Origin of the sequence: Alkalihalobacillus sp. AL-G (genome assembly GCF_030643805.1) — a bacterium.
Lineage (GTDB): Bacteria > Bacillota > Bacilli > Bacillales > Fictibacillaceae > Pseudalkalibacillus.
In genome coordinates, this window is sequence record NZ_CP094656.1 from 3319636 (window position 1) to 3337737 (window position 18102).

At 41.1% G+C, this 18102-nt stretch carries 19 protein-coding genes and 1 riboswitch; of the genes, 8 read left to right on the forward strand and 11 right to left on the reverse strand.

Annotated features, from left to right (window positions below; genetic code table 11):
- Positions 1–29: 29 nt before the first annotated feature.
- A complete protein-coding gene (locus MOJ78_RS17010) occupies positions 30–1670 on the forward strand; it encodes an FAD-dependent oxidoreductase (RefSeq protein ID WP_304978520.1) in 1641 nt (546 codons plus the stop codon).
- Positions 1671–1804: 134 nt separating this feature from the next.
- The gene (locus tag MOJ78_RS17015) at positions 1805–2032 is read left to right on the forward strand and encodes a NifU family protein (RefSeq protein ID WP_304978521.1); all 228 of its coding nucleotides are present in this window, start codon (positions 1805–1807) and stop codon (positions 2030–2032) included.
- 235 nt (positions 2033–2267) lie between these two features.
- Here MOJ78_RS17015 and yutH read toward each other — a convergent pair whose 3' ends face one another.
- Positions 2268–3287 (reverse strand): spore coat putative kinase YutH, encoded by a 1020-nt coding sequence (gene yutH, locus MOJ78_RS17020; protein ID WP_304978522.1) that lies wholly within the window; start codon positions 3285–3287, stop codon positions 2268–2270.
- A 182-nt stretch (positions 3288–3469) separates the two neighbouring features.
- Between yutH and MOJ78_RS17025 the strand changes: the two genes are divergently transcribed.
- Positions 3470–3979, forward strand: a complete 510-nt coding sequence (locus MOJ78_RS17025) for a phosphatidylglycerophosphatase A family protein (protein WP_304978523.1) — start codon at positions 3470–3472, stop codon at positions 3977–3979.
- A 157-nt stretch (positions 3980–4136) separates the two neighbouring features.
- Here MOJ78_RS17025 and MOJ78_RS17030 read toward each other — a convergent pair whose 3' ends face one another.
- The 3 genes from MOJ78_RS17030 to MOJ78_RS17040 all read right to left on the reverse strand — a co-directional run bounded on the left by MOJ78_RS17030 (position 4137) and on the right by MOJ78_RS17040 (position 6841).
- Positions 4137–4895, reverse strand: coding sequence for a TIGR01457 family HAD-type hydrolase (locus MOJ78_RS17030; RefSeq protein ID WP_304981293.1), 759 nt, complete (start codon positions 4893–4895; stop codon positions 4137–4139).
- Positions 4896–5060: 165 nt separating this feature from the next.
- On the reverse strand, positions 5061–5507 hold the full coding sequence (locus MOJ78_RS17035; RefSeq protein WP_304978524.1) for a DUF86 domain-containing protein: 447 nt from the start codon (positions 5505–5507) through the stop codon (positions 5061–5063).
- A 47-nt stretch (positions 5508–5554) separates the two neighbouring features.
- The gene (locus MOJ78_RS17040; RefSeq protein ID WP_304978525.1) at positions 5555–6841 is read right to left on the reverse strand and encodes an EAL domain-containing protein; all 1287 of its coding nucleotides are present in this window, start codon (positions 6839–6841) and stop codon (positions 5555–5557) included.
- 205 nt (positions 6842–7046) lie between these two features.
- On the opposite strand from MOJ78_RS17040, the gene glpX reads away from it, so the two are divergent.
- The 3 genes from glpX to MOJ78_RS17055 all read left to right on the forward strand — a co-directional run bounded on the left by glpX (position 7047) and on the right by MOJ78_RS17055 (position 8812).
- Entirely contained in the window at positions 7047–8015 is a 969-nt protein-coding gene (gene glpX, locus MOJ78_RS17045) for a class II fructose-bisphosphatase (protein ID WP_304978526.1), read from the forward strand.
- An 11-nt stretch (positions 8016–8026) separates the two neighbouring features.
- On the forward strand, positions 8027–8299 hold the full coding sequence (locus MOJ78_RS17050) for a DUF3055 domain-containing protein (protein WP_304978527.1): 273 nt from the start codon (positions 8027–8029) through the stop codon (positions 8297–8299).
- Between the two features lie 288 nt (positions 8300–8587).
- On the forward strand, positions 8588–8812 hold the full coding sequence (locus MOJ78_RS17055; RefSeq protein WP_304981294.1) for a hypothetical protein: 225 nt from the start codon (positions 8588–8590) through the stop codon (positions 8810–8812).
- 86 nt (positions 8813–8898) lie between these two features.
- Here the strand turns inward: MOJ78_RS17055 and MOJ78_RS17060 are convergent, their stop codons facing one another.
- Positions 8899–9207, reverse strand: a complete 309-nt coding sequence (locus tag MOJ78_RS17060; protein WP_370529732.1) for a YutD family protein — start codon at positions 9205–9207, stop codon at positions 8899–8901.
- Between the two features lie 114 nt (positions 9208–9321).
- Between MOJ78_RS17060 and MOJ78_RS17065 the strand changes: the two genes are divergently transcribed.
- Positions 9322–9960: a YhcN/YlaJ family sporulation lipoprotein gene (locus tag MOJ78_RS17065; protein WP_304978529.1), complete on the forward strand. Its 639-nt coding sequence runs from the start codon at positions 9322–9324 to the stop codon at positions 9958–9960.
- Positions 9961–10219: 259 nt separating this feature from the next.
- On the opposite strand, the gene lipA is transcribed toward MOJ78_RS17065, so the two are convergent.
- Entirely contained in the window at positions 10220–11110 is an 891-nt protein-coding gene (gene lipA, locus MOJ78_RS17070; protein ID WP_304978530.1) for a lipoyl synthase, read from the reverse strand.
- A gap of 219 nt (positions 11111–11329) precedes the next feature.
- On the opposite strand from lipA, the gene MOJ78_RS17075 reads away from it, so the two are divergent.
- A complete protein-coding gene (locus MOJ78_RS17075) occupies positions 11330–12325 on the forward strand; it encodes a M23 family metallopeptidase (RefSeq protein WP_304978531.1) in 996 nt (331 codons plus the stop codon).
- A 312-nt stretch (positions 12326–12637) separates the two neighbouring features.
- On the opposite strand, the gene MOJ78_RS17080 is transcribed toward MOJ78_RS17075, so the two are convergent.
- From MOJ78_RS17080 to MOJ78_RS17100, 5 genes are all read right to left on the reverse strand, one after another.
- The gene (locus tag MOJ78_RS17080) at positions 12638–12751 is read right to left on the reverse strand and encodes a methionine/alanine import family NSS transporter small subunit (protein ID WP_304978532.1); all 114 of its coding nucleotides are present in this window, start codon (positions 12749–12751) and stop codon (positions 12638–12640) included.
- Positions 12752–12753: 2 nt separating this feature from the next.
- Complete coding sequence (locus MOJ78_RS17085) at positions 12754–14277, reverse strand: sodium-dependent transporter (protein WP_304978533.1); 1524 nt, start codon at positions 14275–14277, stop codon at positions 12754–12756.
- 309 nt (positions 14278–14586) lie between these two features.
- Positions 14587–16176, reverse strand: coding sequence for a Na+/H+ antiporter NhaC family protein (locus tag MOJ78_RS17090; RefSeq protein WP_304978534.1), 1590 nt, complete (start codon positions 16174–16176; stop codon positions 14587–14589).
- Positions 16177–16621: 445 nt separating this feature from the next.
- Positions 16622–16804: riboswitch (Lysine riboswitch) on the reverse strand.
- 81 nt (positions 16805–16885) lie between these two features.
- A complete protein-coding gene (yunB, locus tag MOJ78_RS17095; protein ID WP_304978535.1) occupies positions 16886–17656 on the reverse strand; it encodes a sporulation protein YunB in 771 nt (256 codons plus the stop codon).
- Positions 17657–17751: 95 nt separating this feature from the next.
- Complete coding sequence (locus tag MOJ78_RS17100; protein WP_304978536.1) at positions 17752–18057, reverse strand: YunC family protein; 306 nt, start codon at positions 18055–18057, stop codon at positions 17752–17754.
- Positions 18058–18102 lie beyond the last annotated feature (45 nt).

Genomic DNA, 18102 nt, shown 5'->3' on the forward strand with positions numbered 1-18102 from the left:
GACCACGGTCACCAAAGGAGATACTACCTGTGAACCGCGACCAAAAACGAACGATTACCGAAGAACGAATTGTTAAAGCCTCATTAGAATTATTTTATGAAAAAGGATATGCACAAACGAGTGTGAAAGAGATCACCGAAAAAGCTCGTATCGCAAAAGGGACGTTCTTTAATTATTTCCCTACTAAAGAAGCTCTCATGCAACATATTGCAAAAGAGCGATTAGAAAGCCTTTTCATTTTGATAAATAAAGGGTACATTTTATCACAACCGATGAAAAAACAAATAGAAGGTATTGTAAGACATTTATTGGCCTACTATGACCTCGATGCCGAATTCACTAGGGACCTGTGGGCGACCATTTTCAAATATGAAAGTCCATTGACAATGTGTTGGATTGAGATTTTAAAACGCGCAATACTAAGAGGAGAACTTCAAAAAAAAATGGATGTAAAGCGCTGTGCAAATGTTTGCAACAGCCATTTCCACTATGTGTTGTCTTCCTCACAAGAAAGCGAATCGAAAGACATGCTCGTTGATCGTTTCATGACATTGTTGGATTTTAGTATACAAGGAATTCAGGAAAAAAGGGGAAATGACAGAATGAAAAAACTCGTCATCTTAGGTGCTGGTTATGGTGGAATGAAGATTGTAAGCGGATTGCTCGAATCTTCTGATCTCCCAGAAGATATTCAAATCACACTGGTCGATCGACTTCCGTACCACTGTTTAAAAACTGAATACTACGCTCTTGCAGCCGGAACAATTTCTGATCAGCATATCCGGGTCAGCTTTCCCGAAGATTCGAGGGTCATAGTTAAATATGGTGAAGTGTCGAATATCGATTTAGCTGGAAAAACGATTCACTTTGATAACAAAGATGCTATCGATTATGACGACCTGATCATTGGGCTTGGGTGTGAAGACAAATATCACGATGTTCCTGGTGCACCCGAGAATACATTAAGCATCCAAACGATCGATAGGTCCCGCGAAACGTATCAGGTACTTAATAACCTGCCTCCACAGGGGGTTGTCGGTGTCGTCGGCGGAGGATTAAGCGGTGTTGAATTGGCAAGTGAATTGCGCGAAAGCCGTCCTGACTTAACGATTAAGCTTTTCGACCGCGGGGAAACGATCCTGTCTGCCTTCCCGAAACGATTAAGCAATTATGTACAAAACTGGTTTATCGAACATGGTGTTGAGGTTGTCAACCATTCCAACATTACGAAAGTTGAACCAAACACCCTTCACAATCATGATGAGGCGGTTACATGTGATGCCATCGTTTGGACAGCTGGAATTCAACCGAATCGACTCGTACGCGAGATGGATGTCGAAAAGGATGAATCTGGCCGGATCGTCCTTTCACCACACCATCATTTGCCGAACGACAAGCACGTTTTTGTAGTTGGTGATTGCGCAAGCCTGCCACATGCTCCAAGTGCCCAATTAGCAGAAGGCCAAGGGGACCAAATCGTCGAGGTTTTGTTAAAGTTATGGAAAAATGAACCACTTAGTAAGCTACCGAAAATCAAGCTTAAAGGTGTGCTCGGTTCACTCGGGAAAAAACACGGCTTCGGTTTGATGGGTAACACCGCCCTTACTGGAAGGGTTCCCCGCTTGCTGAAATCCGGAATCCTTTGGATGTACAAGCATCATACTTCTTAAAATGTGTGCGATTATATTAACCTTGGGGTGAAAAAGAGGATAGTTAAACGAATTGTCCACCTTTTTTCAGCTTTTATTGATAGCAATTTTTAATGAAAATGATTATAATAAAGAGTAAGAAAGGGGTAGATAGAATGGAAATGCGTGGACAAGTGGAAGAGGTACTTGATAAATTACGTCCATTCCTGCTTCGTGACGGTGGAGACGTTGAGCTCGTAGACATCGAAGACGGAATCGTGAAGGTTCGATTGATGGGGGCATGCGGTAGCTGCCCAAGTTCAACAATCACACTTAAAGCAGGCATTGAGCGTGCGTTACTAGAAGAAGTACCTGGAGTAAAGGAACTCGAACAAGTTTTTTAATCCTAAAGAAAACTCGGTTTTACCGATAAATTATACCTTCTTCATGTGATTAAAAGAGCGGAAAATGATCCGCTCTTTTTTCTATCCTCTGTTTTTTATAAGTAAACGGAGCTTGAGTATCCTTACTTGATCGTTCGGATTGCCGATATGTATTTCAGGTGACTGACCCACTTTATTGAATCAGGCACCCTTGTTCCTTCACAATCTTCTTGGTTATCAGTAAACATCATTCTGACTAGGCTTTCGTTAACCAGCCAACGGGTTCAATGTTCACATGTTCCATCGGTATTGCACTAATGTTAAAAAAGTTTTTCATAAACGACTCTTGATTTTCTTCCACGGATAATACGTAATTTAACCGGTTTGTCGAGTCTTTCCTAAGCTGCGATCGGTTGGATATGAAATACGATTCAACCGTATCCAGATAGGTAGATGGGTAAAGTAAACGGCCATAGAGAAGACGCCATCCTCCTCTTGTAAGAGGCTTTTCTTTTGTATAATCACTCAAGAATGTGGAAATTTCCTCACCAGTTGCTTTTTGTGTAACCAAAAAGCGGATGTACTCAGCAACATCTCTGACAGGATGATCGATCACCCAGAATAACGGCATTTTACTATATAGATTGTCTTCCTTCTTAACCGGGATCCAGGTATTCGGATGAAATCGTTCATGGGTAATCGTATAGCTACCCTCTTCTTTACTTTTACGGTCCCACTCGTAATCAACAATGTATTGGATTGCGTTCTCGGTTAAACCTTCGTAATATGGAAACGAGTCAACGAACAAATAATCAAACTCGTTGTTTACCCCAGCCCTTCTCGTTTCCTCATAACGCTCCTTCAATTGATCTAAACGTGAAGACCAAAGCGGAACCCATTCGTTGTATCGCAAGCTTTCTTGATTTGAAATCGGGATTTGCTCACCAGCACGATGAAATTCCCCTAACTGACTTCCAATTGTATTCCGCTCATTTTTTTCAAACCTCGGCAATTGGAACAATAAGACGTCGTTTCCTTCGACGCTGGATGTCCATTTTCCTTTTTGATTGGGAATCCATTGCGGGATATCGTTTACTCCCCGTTCATTTAGATAGGTGATCATATATTGCATATCCTGTAGTGACTGCATGCTTCTATTTTGTAGCGGAACAACGATATAGTAATGACCATGTGCCCTGAATCCATCATAGTCCCCTATACGAAGGCGCTTATCTACATACAATTGATAATAGTGATAGATTTCACGCTCTAACAATAGCGCTCACTCCCCTCCCTTTTATGAGTAGTTTATGACACAAACATTGGGAGTGTTTATCATTTATTCGCAAATTTGTTTTTTGTTCATAACATAACCTAAACGCCATATACTAAGGAAACCTGTCTAACGCAAAACCGTTTTGCAGGTGATCAACAAAAAAAGAGATGGGGGACCATTCCATGACAGATAATCCAAAACCAGAAAATCAAAACATCGTAGAACAAAAAGCACGCCAATGGTTACAAGAACGGGGTGTGACCGAAAACGATATTGCAGAGCTTGTTTATTATCTGCAAAAACCTTATCATCCTCATCTCGATTTCGAGGTTTGCCTTCATAACGTGGATCGCGTTCTCGCAAAGCGTGAAGTGCAAAATGCAATTTTAACTGGCATACAACTCGATGTTCTTGCCGAAAAGGGGGACCTTGAAGAACCTTTGTTAGACATTCTCAAAAAAGACGAAGGGCTATATGGAGTCGATGAAATCATTGCCCTTTCAATTATCAACATATATGGATCGATCGGTTTTACGAATTATGGATATATCGATAAACTGAAGCCTGGAATTTTAAAAGCATTGAACGACAAAACAACCGGAGCATGCCATACGTTTCTTGATGATATTGTAGGCGCGATTGCTGCAGCGGCTTCCAGTCGTCTTGCCCATAGTGCTGAAAATTCGGAATGACGATGAATCGTCGTACCGACATTCTCGGCTGAATGCATTGACTTCTCGTGTAATTCGGGATTTTCTCGTCTAATTTAGGATTTTCTCGTCTAATTTAGGATTTTCTCGTCTAACTCAGGATTTCCTCGTCTAACTCCAAATTTTCTCGTTTAGCGGATTAGATTTTCCACTGATCCAATGATTCAATCGTGTGTGTAGGCTGCCGTTCCAAATTCGACAAGTCACTTTCCGCCGTTACACCTGTGTAGACGAGCAGTGTATCGAGTCCTGCATTCATGCCGGCAAGGATATCGGTGTGATAGTTATCCCCGACCATTACCGTTTTTTCCTTGGCGACCCCAAGCTTCTCCATTGCGAGCTCCATTATGATCGGCTCTGGTTTCCCGATAAAAATCGGTTTCACTCCGGTTGAAACCGAAACGACTGCTGTCAGAGCACCGTTTCCAGGTACGAATCCCCGTTCAGACGGGAAAGCGACATCCTTATTCGTTGACAGAAGTGTTGCTCCATTCCGAACCGCCAAGCAAGCATTTGCAAGCTTTTCGTATGTAAGCCCCCGGTCAATACCCATGACAACATAATCTGGGTTTTCATGTACAAGCTTGATTCCTTTTTGCATCAAGCTTTCTTGTAAGCCCTTTTCCCCTATCATATAAACACTTGCCCCGCGTTTATCCTTGTCGATGTATTCAGCAGTCGCCATGCTTGAATTGAAGACTTGCTCAGCCGAAGCTGGCACATCAAACCGTTCAAGTCTTTCTGCCACCTGTTCTCGTGTGCTCGAAGAGTTGTTTGTAACGAAGAGATATGGAACCCCTTTTGCTTTCAATGCTTTTACGAAAGTAACCGCCTCTTCAATTCTTTCTTTACCTCGGTACATCGTTCCATCCAAATCAATTAAATATCCTTCATATATCAAAACGCCACTTCCTTTTAACGTTATTCTCGCTATAGTTTTCTTTCCAACTAAATCATATTCTACGAAATGGAAAAAAGCCACCACAAGGTAGCTTCCATTAAGTAAGTGTTCAATAAGTAATCAAAAAAAACATAGTTCGACTATAACTTTGAACAACCTCTTTCACTGATTTTCCGGTAAAAATGCTGATACAGGACCGAGTTCCTCTGTTAAATACCTCTGGATTTTTTCCGGAAACACCTTTAACTCTTTTAAGTGCTCCGTCAGTACCTTTTCGATATTCTGATGGTCGAGATTGGTATAACTTTGGACGAGTTCTTTTCGCAAAAGAATAACCTTTTTTAATCCAGCTGCTTCTTCTGATGTTACAACTGTTTCGTCCTCGAGAATTTCAATTATGTCTTCATAACTACCAGGATCTCGCATGATAAACCCGTCGATCATCTTGTTTCCAGTATCAATGATCGTTTCAATAATCATATGGGCAATTCGTTCAAGAGCAAAGGCATCCTTCACCGAACTGCTGAATGATTCATCTTCAAATGTTCGTAGGCAAGAATCCAGATAATGAATTAATTCCTCAATTTTCTTTCGATCCACAAAATACATACTATCACCTGTCTTTTCCTGCTAGTTGTACATGTTCTATATCATGTTTAGACCGTTGTTGGAATCAAGCGTGGCCGAGCATAGAAAAAGCCTTGAACCATATGGACACCGTTCCGTTCCATTACAAATGCTTCTGCAGCTGTCTCGATACCTTCAGCAACGACAAGAGCATCCGCTTCTTTGGCAATATGAAGCAAGCCCTGCAGCATCGACTCCTTCAGTTTATTTCCGTTTATATTGGAAATCAACGAACGATCTATTTTTATAATATCAGGCAAGACGAAAGAAATCGAATTTAGATTCGCAAATCCAGCACCGGCATCATCAAGGGCAATACGCATCCCCTTTTTTCTCAGTGCCTTCAGGTTTGCTTTTAACTGTGGATAATGGTGGACGGATTCGCGTTCTGTAATTTCAAACACCAATTGTGATGGGTCTACAGACGGAGCCTCTGACAGAATTCGATCGACATCATTAGGAAAACGTTCATGTGAGACCGTTAAAGGTGTAATGTTAATGAAAATTGATTCTTCACCTTCCATCCGGTCGAGTGCCTTTTTAATGACGATCAATTCTAAAGGATACAATTGATTCGTTTGTCGCGCCATGCTGAATAATTGCAACGGGTGTTCATAGGGACTGTTTTCCGGTCCTCTGGTCAGTACCTCCCATGCACTTACGCTCCGATCCTCCACATTAATGATTGGTTGTGAAAATAAGGAGATCTGTTCGTTACGAATGATTGATGAAATCTCATGGACCATCTGATTATAATTTGTTTGTCCGCTCTTTTTAGCCATCGCAAGTGCCTTTTGGTATGTATCTTGAAACGACTGTAAAAGTTCCTCTGATTCGTCGGTATCAAGCACCATATAGCCCGCTTGAAAATATTTTTCATTTCCACCATCTCTAGTCGGGACAAGAATTTGTTGCATAATGTGACTGTGGATTGTTGCTATGTATCGTTCTATGTCACCGATCACATCGTTTTCACACTCAAGTGATACTAACAATACGACATCATCGCCCCAATACTGCTGTAAAAATAAAATTTGATGATCATCGATTGATCGACACACTGCTTCCTTAAACAAATTCCGCATGTCGGTTTTGAATTCTTGTATGTATTCCGATCCATATTGATCTATTTGATGTTTGAACGACTCTACTTCAAATACGACCACTGCTATGGGGTGAGTGTTTTTTCTTACCTTTTTTAAAATGGAAATGACAGGATTTCGCAACCAAAAATGTGGCGGGAAAAACCTTAGCTTTCGATTCGACGAAAAAAGGTGCTTCCAAACCATTTTTTGATCGGACGATTTCTTTACCAAATTTGATCACCTCATTGGATTGCACCCTTCCTTTTCAGTGTATCATAAAAAATTGAAAATTCTTACTTTCAGCTAATATTTTTCTATTCCTCAAATAATTGTTATCATTATAAATGCAATGTGTTATACGAATCATTGACTGAAATGAATTTATATTAAACCTTATTCAAATTGCGTTGATACAAAAAATACAGGGGGACTGAAAATGGACCGGGAATTAGCATTAGAAATCGTTCGAGTAACTGAATCTGCCGCATTAGCATCCGCACATTGGATGGGGCGCGGACTAAAAAATGAAGCCGATCATGCTGCGACAACAGCGATGCGTGCCATGTTTGATTCTGTGAATCTGAAAGGAACGGTCGTCATCGGTGAAGGTGAACTTGATGAAGCACCGATGTTATATATCGGCGAGGAGCTCGGGACAGGGCATGGTCCGGAGGTGGATATAGCTGTTGATCCGCTTGAAGGCACGAATATAGTTGCAAAAGGACATCCAAATGCGATGGCGGTCATTGCAATAGCAGATCGCGGCAGCCTTTTACATGCACCCGATATGTACATGGAAAAACTCGTTGTCGGAAAAGCGGCTGCAGGGAAAGTTCGTTTAACCGATCCGATCGAAAAAACAATGGACATTGTCGCGGAGGCAAACAACAAACGTCTGCATGATTTGACAGTCATTATTCAGGAACGACCGAGACATGAAGAACTTGTGGAACGGATCCGTAAAAAAGGCGCTCGGGTGAAGCTGTTTGGTGATGGAGATGTCGGTGCTGCAATTGCTGCCGCATTACCTCACACCGGTACTGATTTATTTATCGGAACAGGCGGAGCACCAGAGGGTGTCATATCAGCTGCTGCCATTAAGTGCCTTGGCGGTGATATGCAAGCAAGACTTGTCCCGTATAATGACGAGGAACGTGCACGGTGCATTCGAATGGGCTTGGAAGACCCTGCACAGCTTCTAAACTTAGATGACCTTGTACGGGGAGACGATGCGATCTTTGCGGCAACTGGAGTTTCAAGCGGAGAGCTGCTTGAAGGCGTTCGCTTTTTATCTGGTGACCATGTTGAAACGGACTCGATCGTCATGCGTGCAAAGACGAAAACAATCCGATCGATTAAAACACAGCATCATTTGGACCATAAACCAAACTTAGTAATGGAGTAGGAGGAAGTAAAATGTCAGAACGATTTTATTTATACGATGATACAGAAGAAACAAAAACGCGATTTGTAAGCTTTATGGGAGAAAATCAACGGTTCGACCTCGTGATTATTAAAACGGATCGTCATTATGGAAAAGTGCTTGTATTGGACATCCAGAGTAGCAGGTTTGCGATCATTGGCAGTGATGACCTTGAGGAACCAGGATATATTGAGCATGCTTATAACATTAACGAAGAGGATGCTAACGAATTAAGTGAGTTTTTAGAGGAAGAAGTACTTTCATAATAGATGGTAAGCAACTTGAGTGGGTTAAGCTTCCCCGCTCAAGTTTTTATTTTTGCAAATAATAAAACGATGAATCGTGAACATTTCCAATTTATGTAGAAGTTGTTAACTGGCGATTCAATTAGAAACTACATTCCGCGGGTATGATAAAAATGGGGAGAATCAACCCCATCATTGATGCGTTACCAAAATGCCTGATGGGAGTGGTATCCTTTGGCAAGAAAAACGAAACGAAGAGGTTATCATAAAGCCGCAGAGCACTATACCGATTTTTCAAACGTAGAAACGATGCACCGTTTTCTCGTCCCTGAAGACTTACCAGAAGGGCCATACGGTTCACCTATCGTTACACCACTCGGAAAAACGACACCTTTTGATGAAGATCAACGACCTTACAGCAATTTCAACTACGAAAACAAGTCGCTTCATCAAGATACACCTAGACAGTACCCGGGTGCGCATCCGACACATGATGATCCGAATCAAAATGACGAGCCACCATACAGTCATTAAATTTCAAAAAGGGCAGACAACTACGTGTACAAGGTGCTCCATCAGCACCGAAACTTGTTGTCATGCCCTTTTTTTATGAGATCACTTCAATTTTGACCTTTATCCTCATTGTTAATCGGTTTGTTTTTCACTTTTTTCACAATAAAATATGGGCATCCGAAATTACAGTACTCCAGAATGTATTCAGGGACTGTACTGTACTTCGTATCAAAGGATGCTTTTTCATGGCCATCATTAAAAAACCCTCGAAGACGAAGCTGATTGTAGCCCCAATCCCCAACGATATAATCATATTTATGTAAAATTTCGCTATATCTTGATTTAAATTCCTCTTCGTTCCAACCTTCTCGATAGTTTTCGATTACATCGTAAGAATGTCCTTGAATGTTAATCAACGCCATCACTCCATTTCACTTCTCTATTTTATCACGATTCGGTAAAAGATGCGCAAGTTCCTTCTGTATAACCTTATAAGTTCCAGCAAAATCTATATACAGGAGGTGACACGAATGAAAAAACAATTAAGTGCCATTTTTATAATCAGTGTTATGGTACTCTCAGCGTGTGGCACAGTAAATGATGATTATAATGGAGCAAACGGGAATGGAATGAACCCGACCATTGAGGCAAATGAAAAGGCCGGAACCCCTGGACAAACACAGCAGGAGACAATTGATGACTTCGGATACACTCGGATTCAATCTCCCATCGGAGAAGGAAGGCGCCAGGTTCAGAATGCTCCTCAAATCAACAAAAAACAACTTTCTGATATAATTTCACGTCTCGTCATGCAAATGGAGGATGTAAGGGATTCTGCCACACTTGTAACTTCAGAGGAAGTCCTGATCGTCTATGATGCAGAAATGGAGAATCGGAACAAGATGGCGGATATGGTAAAAAGAACAGCAATATCCGTTGTTCCCCGCTGGTATCATGTGTATGTTTCCGATGACACGACTCTGTTCGAATACATTGAACGCTATAAAAATTTAGATGCCAATTCAGAAAATGTTGAAGGAAGTCTCGATGCTTTGATTAAAGAAATGAAAAAGTCCCCTCAAGGAAAACGCATCAGTGAAGGCGAAAATGAAAACGGAGAACTTGAAGGTGAAATGAACGAAAACTTGAACAAGGATGAAGCAAAGTGAGCTGAATAAGGACCGGAGCTGGTGATTTTCCTTCACTCCGGTTTTTTCATGTATTGATGAAGCATTTTGGTATTTTAGTGGGCCATGAGTAATAAATGAATGCTTCCTGTACAATTCCTACGCAAATTTCAAGTTTTGCGTGTGGTTTTTCTAAAAACACCGAAATATGTGTGTGTTCGGCCGCGAATAGTAAAAAAGAACTATTTCTTCCTACAAATATGTAAAAACGGGATGATCAATTGATCAATCCCGTTTTGATTTAATTTGCTTTTTTTTGTTTTGCTGAGTTGACCTGTTCATCAGCATGGTAAGATGAACGTACGAGTGGACCTGATTCACAATGACTAAAGCCTTTGGATAGTGCGATTTCCTTCAATTCAGCAAACTCATCTGGATGGTAGTATTTCACAACCTTCAAGTGTTTTTTCGTCGGCTGTAAATATTGCCCTATTGTCATAATGTCTACATTATTCTCACGAAGGTCGTCCATCGTTTCGATTATTTCTTCCTTCGTTTCACCTAACCCAATCATTATGCTTGATTTTGTTGGTATATCAGGCTGCATTTCCTTTGCACGACGAAGGAATTCCAGCGATCGTTCGTAGGTTGCACGTGCTCGAACCCTTGGAGTTAAGCGTTTCACTGTTTCAATATTATGATTGAGGATGTCTGGTCGTGCATCCATCAAGGCTTTCAAGTTCTCATAATTACCCATCATGTCAGACGGAAGAACCTCCACCGTACAGAATGGACTTTTACGACGGACTGCACGGACGGTTTCTGCATAAACCCCTGATCCGCCATCTTTTAAATCATCCCGAGCAACTGCAGTGATTACCGCATGCTTAAGCCCCATCAACTGGACAGTATCTGCTACACGTTCAGGCTCCTGCAAATCAAGTTCATTCGGTAGACCTGTTTTAACAGCACAAAAACGACATGCTCGTGTACATACATCACCCAAGATCATGAAGGTCGCTGTTTTACGAACAGCCCAGCATTCATGTATATTTGGACAACGGGCTTCTTCACAAACAGTATGTAAATTCTTCTCACGCATCATCTTTTTTAATCCTGTATAGTTTTGGTTCGTGTTAAGTTTGATTTTCAGCCATTCAGGCTTTCGAAGATGTTCATCTTTTTTTGCCATCTTATTCACTCCAATGTTGGATTTGATTTAAGATTCAGGCATTGAGTTCATACTACTCCGATGCACCAATCTAATTTCTTCTATACTTTATCATATTGTTGTTTAAAGTTCCATTCAACTCAAGTCTTACCTAATTTCCAAGATTTGATATTAATGTTTTGTTCCGTTCAATACAAACTAACATTATGAATAGATACAGGAAAGGAATGAACTCCCTGTATGAGATGGATTAGTGTATTGTTTTTTGTAATGATGATTGGGTTAACTTTGGCAACAACTGAAGTAAATGCGAAATCAACCTATCAAAAGGAAGATGTCGGGAGGTATGCACTATATCATAAAATGGAAGCCATCACCTCTATCCCCTGGTATTATATAGCAGCAGTCGATCAGTATGAACGTTCGATTCGTCGTGCTCAAAAGGATTTGCCTGAAGAAAAAGGGTTGATCGGAATCTATTTTTCACCAAGACAATGGGTTGGGCCGTTAAACCCGAATCTTGATGATACGAATCCCGCTACAATTTCAATTTTCGAAGGCGTTGGACTTGATGGTAACGGTGATGGTAAAGTCGATCGAAAAAACGATGAGGATGTACTCTACACTTTTTCCCATTACCTACAATCTTACGGATCTGATGAAGAGAACCTGAAAATCGGTCTCTGGGAATATTATCATCGAGATAAAACGGTCGGCATCATAATGGGAATGGCAAAGGTGTTTAAGGAATTTGAAACCTTAAGCCTACATGACCGATCTTTCCCTGTTCCTTTACGTTCAAATTACAGTTACAGAAACACATGGGGAGATCGCCGTGGTTATGGCGGCCTTCGAATCCATGAAGGCACCGACATCTTTGCCGATTACAGTGTACCTGTTCGTGCCACCACCTATGGAATTGTCGAGGTCGCAGGCTGGAATCGATTTGGGGGATGGCGAGTTGGAATTCGTGACCTTAATAATGTGTATCATTACTACGCACATTTACGTGGGTTTGAAAAAGGAATCGGAAAAGGGTCAATTGTTAAGCCTGGACAAGTGATCGGCTATGTGGGGAGTTCTGGGTATGGACCACCCGGAACCCAAGGTAAGTTCCCTCCGCATCTCCATTATGGTATGTACCGGTATAACGGATACAGTGAATGGTCCTTTGATCCATATCCGTATTTAAGAGCATGGGAACGCCAGGAACGGATTAAAAATCGGAAAAAGTAAAGGAAATCGGGAGAAGCCTGCTCAAGTGTGACAAAAGAAATCTCTGCGAACGCCAAGCTAAAAGTAGGCGTTTCCCTTTGTTCCTCGAAAAAGCTGATACTTTTTCTTCGTGCGAGGTAAAAGCTTCCTAGCAACAAGCGGTGCACTTATACTTGTGAGTGAAAGGGCTGGAGATTCTGAAACATAACACGCTTAATCGAAATCAACGCGGTATCTGGCACGCTAAAGAAGCACATCCTTCCCAACACTAACAAAAGGGATTGACTCTACGATGAGCCAATCCCTTTTTCAAATCATTCAGTACGTGTAAGATTATTTTTTCGCCCGCTCAGCTTTGACTGCGCTCATAATACTCGCGACGAGACCGCCCCATAGAATCACCATTCCAATTACCATCATTGTAATTGCGCCACCGGACATTCCCATGTTTATACGACCTCCTTTTTCTCTTCAGAAGATTCTTTTTTCCATTTTTTAAGAGAAAGAAGTACACCTACAACGATAATTCCAACCGCAATGAATACACCTGGGAATACGATAAACGCGGATTCATAGCCTCCATAGTTCCCTGTAGCTGTGTCGAACTCTTGAAGGAAGTTCTGTTTCAATAGATCGAACATCATATAACCTAAAACGACAGGAGTAATAATGGATAGGCAAACTCTCCACCATAACCCAGTTCGAATATCAGATACACCATTCGCATGCTCTTGAAGAGGCTTCAGTTGTTTGAATACCCATGCAATTAAGACAACTTCGATCAAACCAGCCAACGCGATTCCAAACTGGTTAACAAAATAATCGATAACATCTAAGAAATATAGACCGCCGTTTGTGGAAAAAATAATCGAAATTAATGCGGCTGCACCGCCACCAAATGCAATCGCTCTTTTACGTGAAATGCTTAACTTCTCCTGAATCCCTGCAACAAACACTTCACAAATTGAGATCAAGGATGATAATCCTGCAAAGACTAAAGAAAAGAAGAATAATACTCCGAATGCTTCACCCATGACAGGAATTTCGTTAATGATCTGTGGGAATACGGCAAATGCTAAACCAACACCCGCATCTGCTACTTCTGATACCGGCTGGTTAGCCTGAGTTGCCATGAATCCTAAAGCAGCAAAAACTCCGATTCCGGCTAATAATTCAAATCCTGAGTTTGCAAAACCAGTAATAAATGCATTATTATTAATATCCGATTTCTTCGGTAAATAACTTGAATAAGTAATCATAATTGCGAAACCGATTGATAAACTAAAGAATATATGCCCATAGGCAGCTACCCAAACTTTACCGTCCATGATGCTATCCCAGTTTGGCTTAAAGAATGCATCTAACCCAGCAGTAGCTCCTTCTAAGGTAACAGCACGAATAACGATGATTAAAAACATGACTACAAGAGTTGGAATGAAAATCTTGTTCGCTTTTTCAATTCCCTTTTTAACACCTTTAAATAAAATACCAATCGTGATGACCCATGCAATAAGTAATGGTATGAATACTCCTGGAACGATACCACCAAATTCACCTGGTGTTTCAGCAAGCTTCAAATAATCACCCATTAAGAAGCCGCCTGTATCTTCTCCCCACGACTTATCAAAGGAAAAGAACGTGTAAGAAATCGCCCAGCCGATAATGACTGAATAATACGTTGCGATGACAAATGAAATTGCGACCTGCCACCATCCTACCCATTCCATTTTCTTATTCATTCTAAAATAGGATAATGGTGCGGATCCCCGATTTTTATGTCCTAAAGTGAATTCCAAAATCAAGATAGGAATCCCCGCTGTTAGAAGTGCAAATAAATACGGTAAGAAAAAAGCTCCTCCACCATTTTCATAGGCTACATAAGGAAACCTCCAAATGTTGCCTAGCCCTACTGCAGAACCGACAGCAGCCAAAATAAAGCCTGCTCTGGTTCCCCATTGTGCACGATTCTCCATTAAATCTCCCCCATTCTGTTTTTGTTAAACCAATTGTGTTAAACTTTAGTTTTTTCAGACTATTTCGTTATTAGTATATCTATTACACTTGTCCATGTCAAAGACTAAATGAAAATTTTTTAGTGAAATGTATCTAAATTTTTTCATCGGCAATATGGTAAGATACTCCCATACTTGATTTAGCCTTGAAGATGATCCGTGAACAAAATCGAAAGACCACTTGTATCCGCAAAATCTGCCTCTATATTGAAATATGTTACTGCATATAAAAAGAGGCTGCTCAAAGCAACCTCTTCTAACCATCAATTTTTATTTTTCTGGAGATGTTTCAGGTGATGTATCAACGTTCACTGCATCTGCATTTTTCAAAATGAAGGATACAATTAGCATGAGCACGACTGAAACGAACAAGGCAATCAAGACACTCTGCGTAAACCCAAGCACTAGAAACCCGATTGCACTGATTACAGCAGCTAGAAGCGCATATGGCAGCTGTGTCATTACGTGGTCAATATGATTACTTCCTGCTCCGGTAGAAGATAGGATCGTCGTATCGGAAATCGGTGAACAGTGATCTCCAAACACAGAACCGGCAAGAACCGCTGCTAGAACCGGAAGTAAAAATGTGATGTCCGTTGCGGCTGCAATTTCGCCAGCAATCGGCATCATGACACCGAACGTTCCCCACGATGTTCCTGTTGCGAATGCCATGATTCCAGAAATAACGAAGAGCAATACAGGTAAAAATGCAATGTTGATATTATCATCTACAACTCCTGCGAGGTATTTTCCAGTTCCGATTTCATCGATGATCGCTACGATTACCCACGCGAACAGTAAAATGTAAATCGCTGGAAGCATGGACTGGATTCCTTTCCATGTTCCGAGGCCGAGATGATTTTCCGGTAATCCCTTCACTAGGAAGAAACCAAGAGTGACCGCTAAACCAATTAGTGCCCCAATAACAAGTGATAATGCGACGTCAGTGTTTTCAAACATCGCCAAAAGTGTAACTTCCCCTTGTGTCGCTTGTGCGCCTGTGTATAACATTGCTGCAACAGTACCAACAATCAATGCGACTATCGGCCAGATCAGATCTCCAACTTTCCCTTTATCACTTTCAGGCAAGTCCATCTGTTCGCCAGGAATCTGCTTTTTCTCCGGATCATGAACGAGACCTTCATTGACAGCTCGCTCTTCATGGGTTTTCATTGAAAATAAATTAATGTTAAAAAGTGCTGTTGCGAATACTAAAAGCAATGCTGATATTGCATAAATATTCATTGGTATAATTTTAATGAATGCTTCAAGAGCTCCAACGTTCGTCACTTCATGCGTTGCTAAAATCGTTCCAATCAAACCGATAATATAGGCCCCCCAGCTGGATACAGGCGAAATCACACACACTGGAGCTGCGGTTGAATCGATATAGTAAGCAAGCTTAGCACGTGAAATTCGGTGTCGATCTGTTAATGGACGACTGACATTCCCAACAGCTAATGAGTTGAAATAATCATCGATGAAAATAATGAGCCCTAAAACAATCGTTAAAACTTGAGCCCCGACACGTGATTTCACTTTTTTACTTGCCCATTCCCCAAATGCTCTACTTCCACCAGCAATTGCAATGAGAGACGTCATAATTCCTAATAACAGTAAGAATAACAGAATAAATACATTCCACGTATTTACTTCCCATGCGCCGGCCTTGTTTTGGACGACGAATATTCCTCTTACAATTTCCCAAATATGCATCGCCGTTGCACCTATATTAAAATCATTCAGCATTAAAGCACCAACAATGATCCCAGCACCAAGGGATAGTAACACACGCCTCGTCAACGCAACCATCAGTAATGCCAACAAAGGCGGGATTAAAGAATAAATCGTATTTTCCATTGAGAAAAAAACCTCCTACAAATATTTGTCCAAATAATCGACGAATCAGAAGCAACACCGGGCAGAACATCACTCACATGTAACGAATTAGAAGCAAGAAGTTCGAGGTCTAGTGGAAAGCTACCACTTGCATCCTTGCTGCCTTACACCGAGGAAGCACTCATCGTGAGCAACAAGCGATACTGGCCCATAAGCTACGAGTTGTACCGATGAAACTTACATCCTAGGTTAAGCTGTAGACGCAGGTACACGTTAACAACCTAGTTAGACGCAGCTGCACGATGTATGTACATCGACCAAGATCATTCTTCCTTGTAAAACGTGAGAAACGAGAAGCCGAGTAACGATGAAAATCGAAGCTTATAATTGTCGATAAAATATAAAAAAGGTAACGATAGATAGAAAATAACCTATCGTTACCTTTATTCGTAACGGTTATCCCCCATCGATCAGTAGTTCATCACTATTCAATATTCCCGAATAGTGACAGTGCTACACCTGTTTGATGCAGCCCCAACGACAAGCATTCCGACAAACGCTTGTGTTTCGGCAAATATCCCTTTCACTGATGATCATCGTCGTCGTTCTCACATCAGTTACTATTGATAAATGCTCCTCTACCTCATCGAATGATAAGGTTTATTCATTTTTAGGACAGGTATTATTATAACAGAATAGCTATATTAATACAAGTCTTCCTGAGTTTCATTTAATTTCCGTCCTCTTGGTTTTCCTTGGATTTCTTCGGATCAATAGGGATAACAGGCTGAGCATCATCACCTGTGCCAAAATAATACGGTACATCTCCCGGAATGAATATATTACCAATGAATACTTCATTTTTAACAACCGTGTTCTCCTGTGAAAATGGAATAACGACGTTCGCGATGACTTTAAAGTCAATGTAAACCTCTAATAACGTATTGTTGATACCCATTTCGACTTTTGTCATCCGTATTTTAGACTCCACTGAACCGATGATTTCAAAACGGACTGGTATTCTAGGTCCTAGGTTTTCAAAAAGAACATTGTTCGTGGCAACACCAAGGGGAATATCAAAAACGATTCCATCTGCCCCGGCCCGTTCATATTCAATTTCTATATCATTCAATGTCGTATCGAACTGATCGATTTTACCTGCTTCAACATAATCTAAATATTTTTGTACCCGAATCGTTGCCTCAGAAACAATCCGACTGTATTCCTTCGGGTTAAAGCTGTATGTTCCCTCTTCATGCCGTATGAACAATTCGTCAACATTCATATCTTCTACTATTTTTTTTGAAATCGCATCATTAATGGCTCGCGATGCAATTTGCTTGCTTTTTGTTTCCGCAATACTCATTACAATTGGTTCGATCCCTTTATTAATATAAACTAATGCCATCAACGTTAAAACGGCGAAAATCACAAATGATATTACGAAAACATATTTAAATGGAAGAGGACCATTTCGGGGACGTCTCCGCATTTTCCACATAAGTATACCCCCTGTCTATTGCTATGTTTATGCAACAGGAGGGGGTTGTATCGCTATTATTTTGGAACATTCAATTCAAATCCGGTCTTTCGCTATTACCGAGCCATTTTAAGTAAGGCTTCACGTCCAGCAGTTCCTTTTGTAATGCCTAACGCTTCCGCTTCGTATGTTACCGATTCGAGCGGTGCCTCTAACAACTGGTCCAACGTTCGAACACCAACAGCTCGACCTGCGATGATCTTTCGATCCTTTAACTTTTCGTTTAAGAGAGCAACGTCAAGAGCTCCACACATGATGTATCCCTTGTCATTGCTGATTGACATGAAATTGGTCTTCGGCAGTGCTACCGTGACTCCTGTAAATAGATGACCCTCTATCTCAATCGGGGTAATTGAGATCATATCCTCCACACTCCTTCTCCCTAAATAATATGATTCGATGGGAAA

Bases quoted from the DNA above. Each gene is read 5' to 3' on its own strand.
- MOJ78_RS17050 (WP_304978527.1), top strand. From the start codon at position 8,027: ATGTCAGAACGATTTTATTTATACGATGATACAGAAGAAACAAAAACG.
- MOJ78_RS17080 (WP_304978532.1), bottom strand. From the start codon at position 12,751: ATGGGAATGTCCGGTGGCGCAATTACAATGATGGTAATTGGAATGGTG.
- MOJ78_RS17055 (WP_304981294.1), top strand. From the start codon at position 8,588: ATGCACCGTTTTCTCGTCCCTGAAGACTTACCAGAAGGGCCATACGGT.
- MOJ78_RS17100 (WP_304978536.1), bottom strand. From the start codon at position 18,057: ATGATCTCAATTACCCCGATTGAGATAGAGGGTCATCTATTTACAGGA.
- MOJ78_RS17035 (WP_304978524.1), bottom strand. From the start codon at position 5,507: ATGTATTTTGTGGATCGAAAGAAAATTGAGGAATTAATTCATTATCTG.
- MOJ78_RS17085 (WP_304978533.1), bottom strand. From the start codon at position 14,277: ATGGAGAATCGTGCACAATGGGGAACCAGAGCAGGCTTTATTTTGGCT.
- glpX (WP_304978526.1), top strand. From the start codon at position 7,047: ATGGACCGGGAATTAGCATTAGAAATCGTTCGAGTAACTGAATCTGCC.
- yunB (WP_304978535.1), bottom strand. From the start codon at position 17,656: ATGTGGAAAATGCGGAGACGTCCCCGAAATGGTCCTCTTCCATTTAAA.
- MOJ78_RS17025 (WP_304978523.1), top strand. From the start codon at position 3,470: ATGACAGATAATCCAAAACCAGAAAATCAAAACATCGTAGAACAAAAA.
- MOJ78_RS17065 (WP_304978529.1), top strand. From the start codon at position 9,322: ATGAAAAAACAATTAAGTGCCATTTTTATAATCAGTGTTATGGTACTC.
- MOJ78_RS17075 (WP_304978531.1), top strand. From the start codon at position 11,330: ATGAGATGGATTAGTGTATTGTTTTTTGTAATGATGATTGGGTTAACT.
- MOJ78_RS17015 (WP_304978521.1), top strand. From the start codon at position 1,805: ATGGAAATGCGTGGACAAGTGGAAGAGGTACTTGATAAATTACGTCCA.
- lipA (WP_304978530.1), bottom strand. From the start codon at position 11,110: ATGGCAAAAAAAGATGAACATCTTCGAAAGCCTGAATGGCTGAAAATC.
- MOJ78_RS17090 (WP_304978534.1), bottom strand. From the start codon at position 16,176: ATGGAAAATACGATTTATTCTTTAATCCCGCCTTTGTTGGCATTACTG.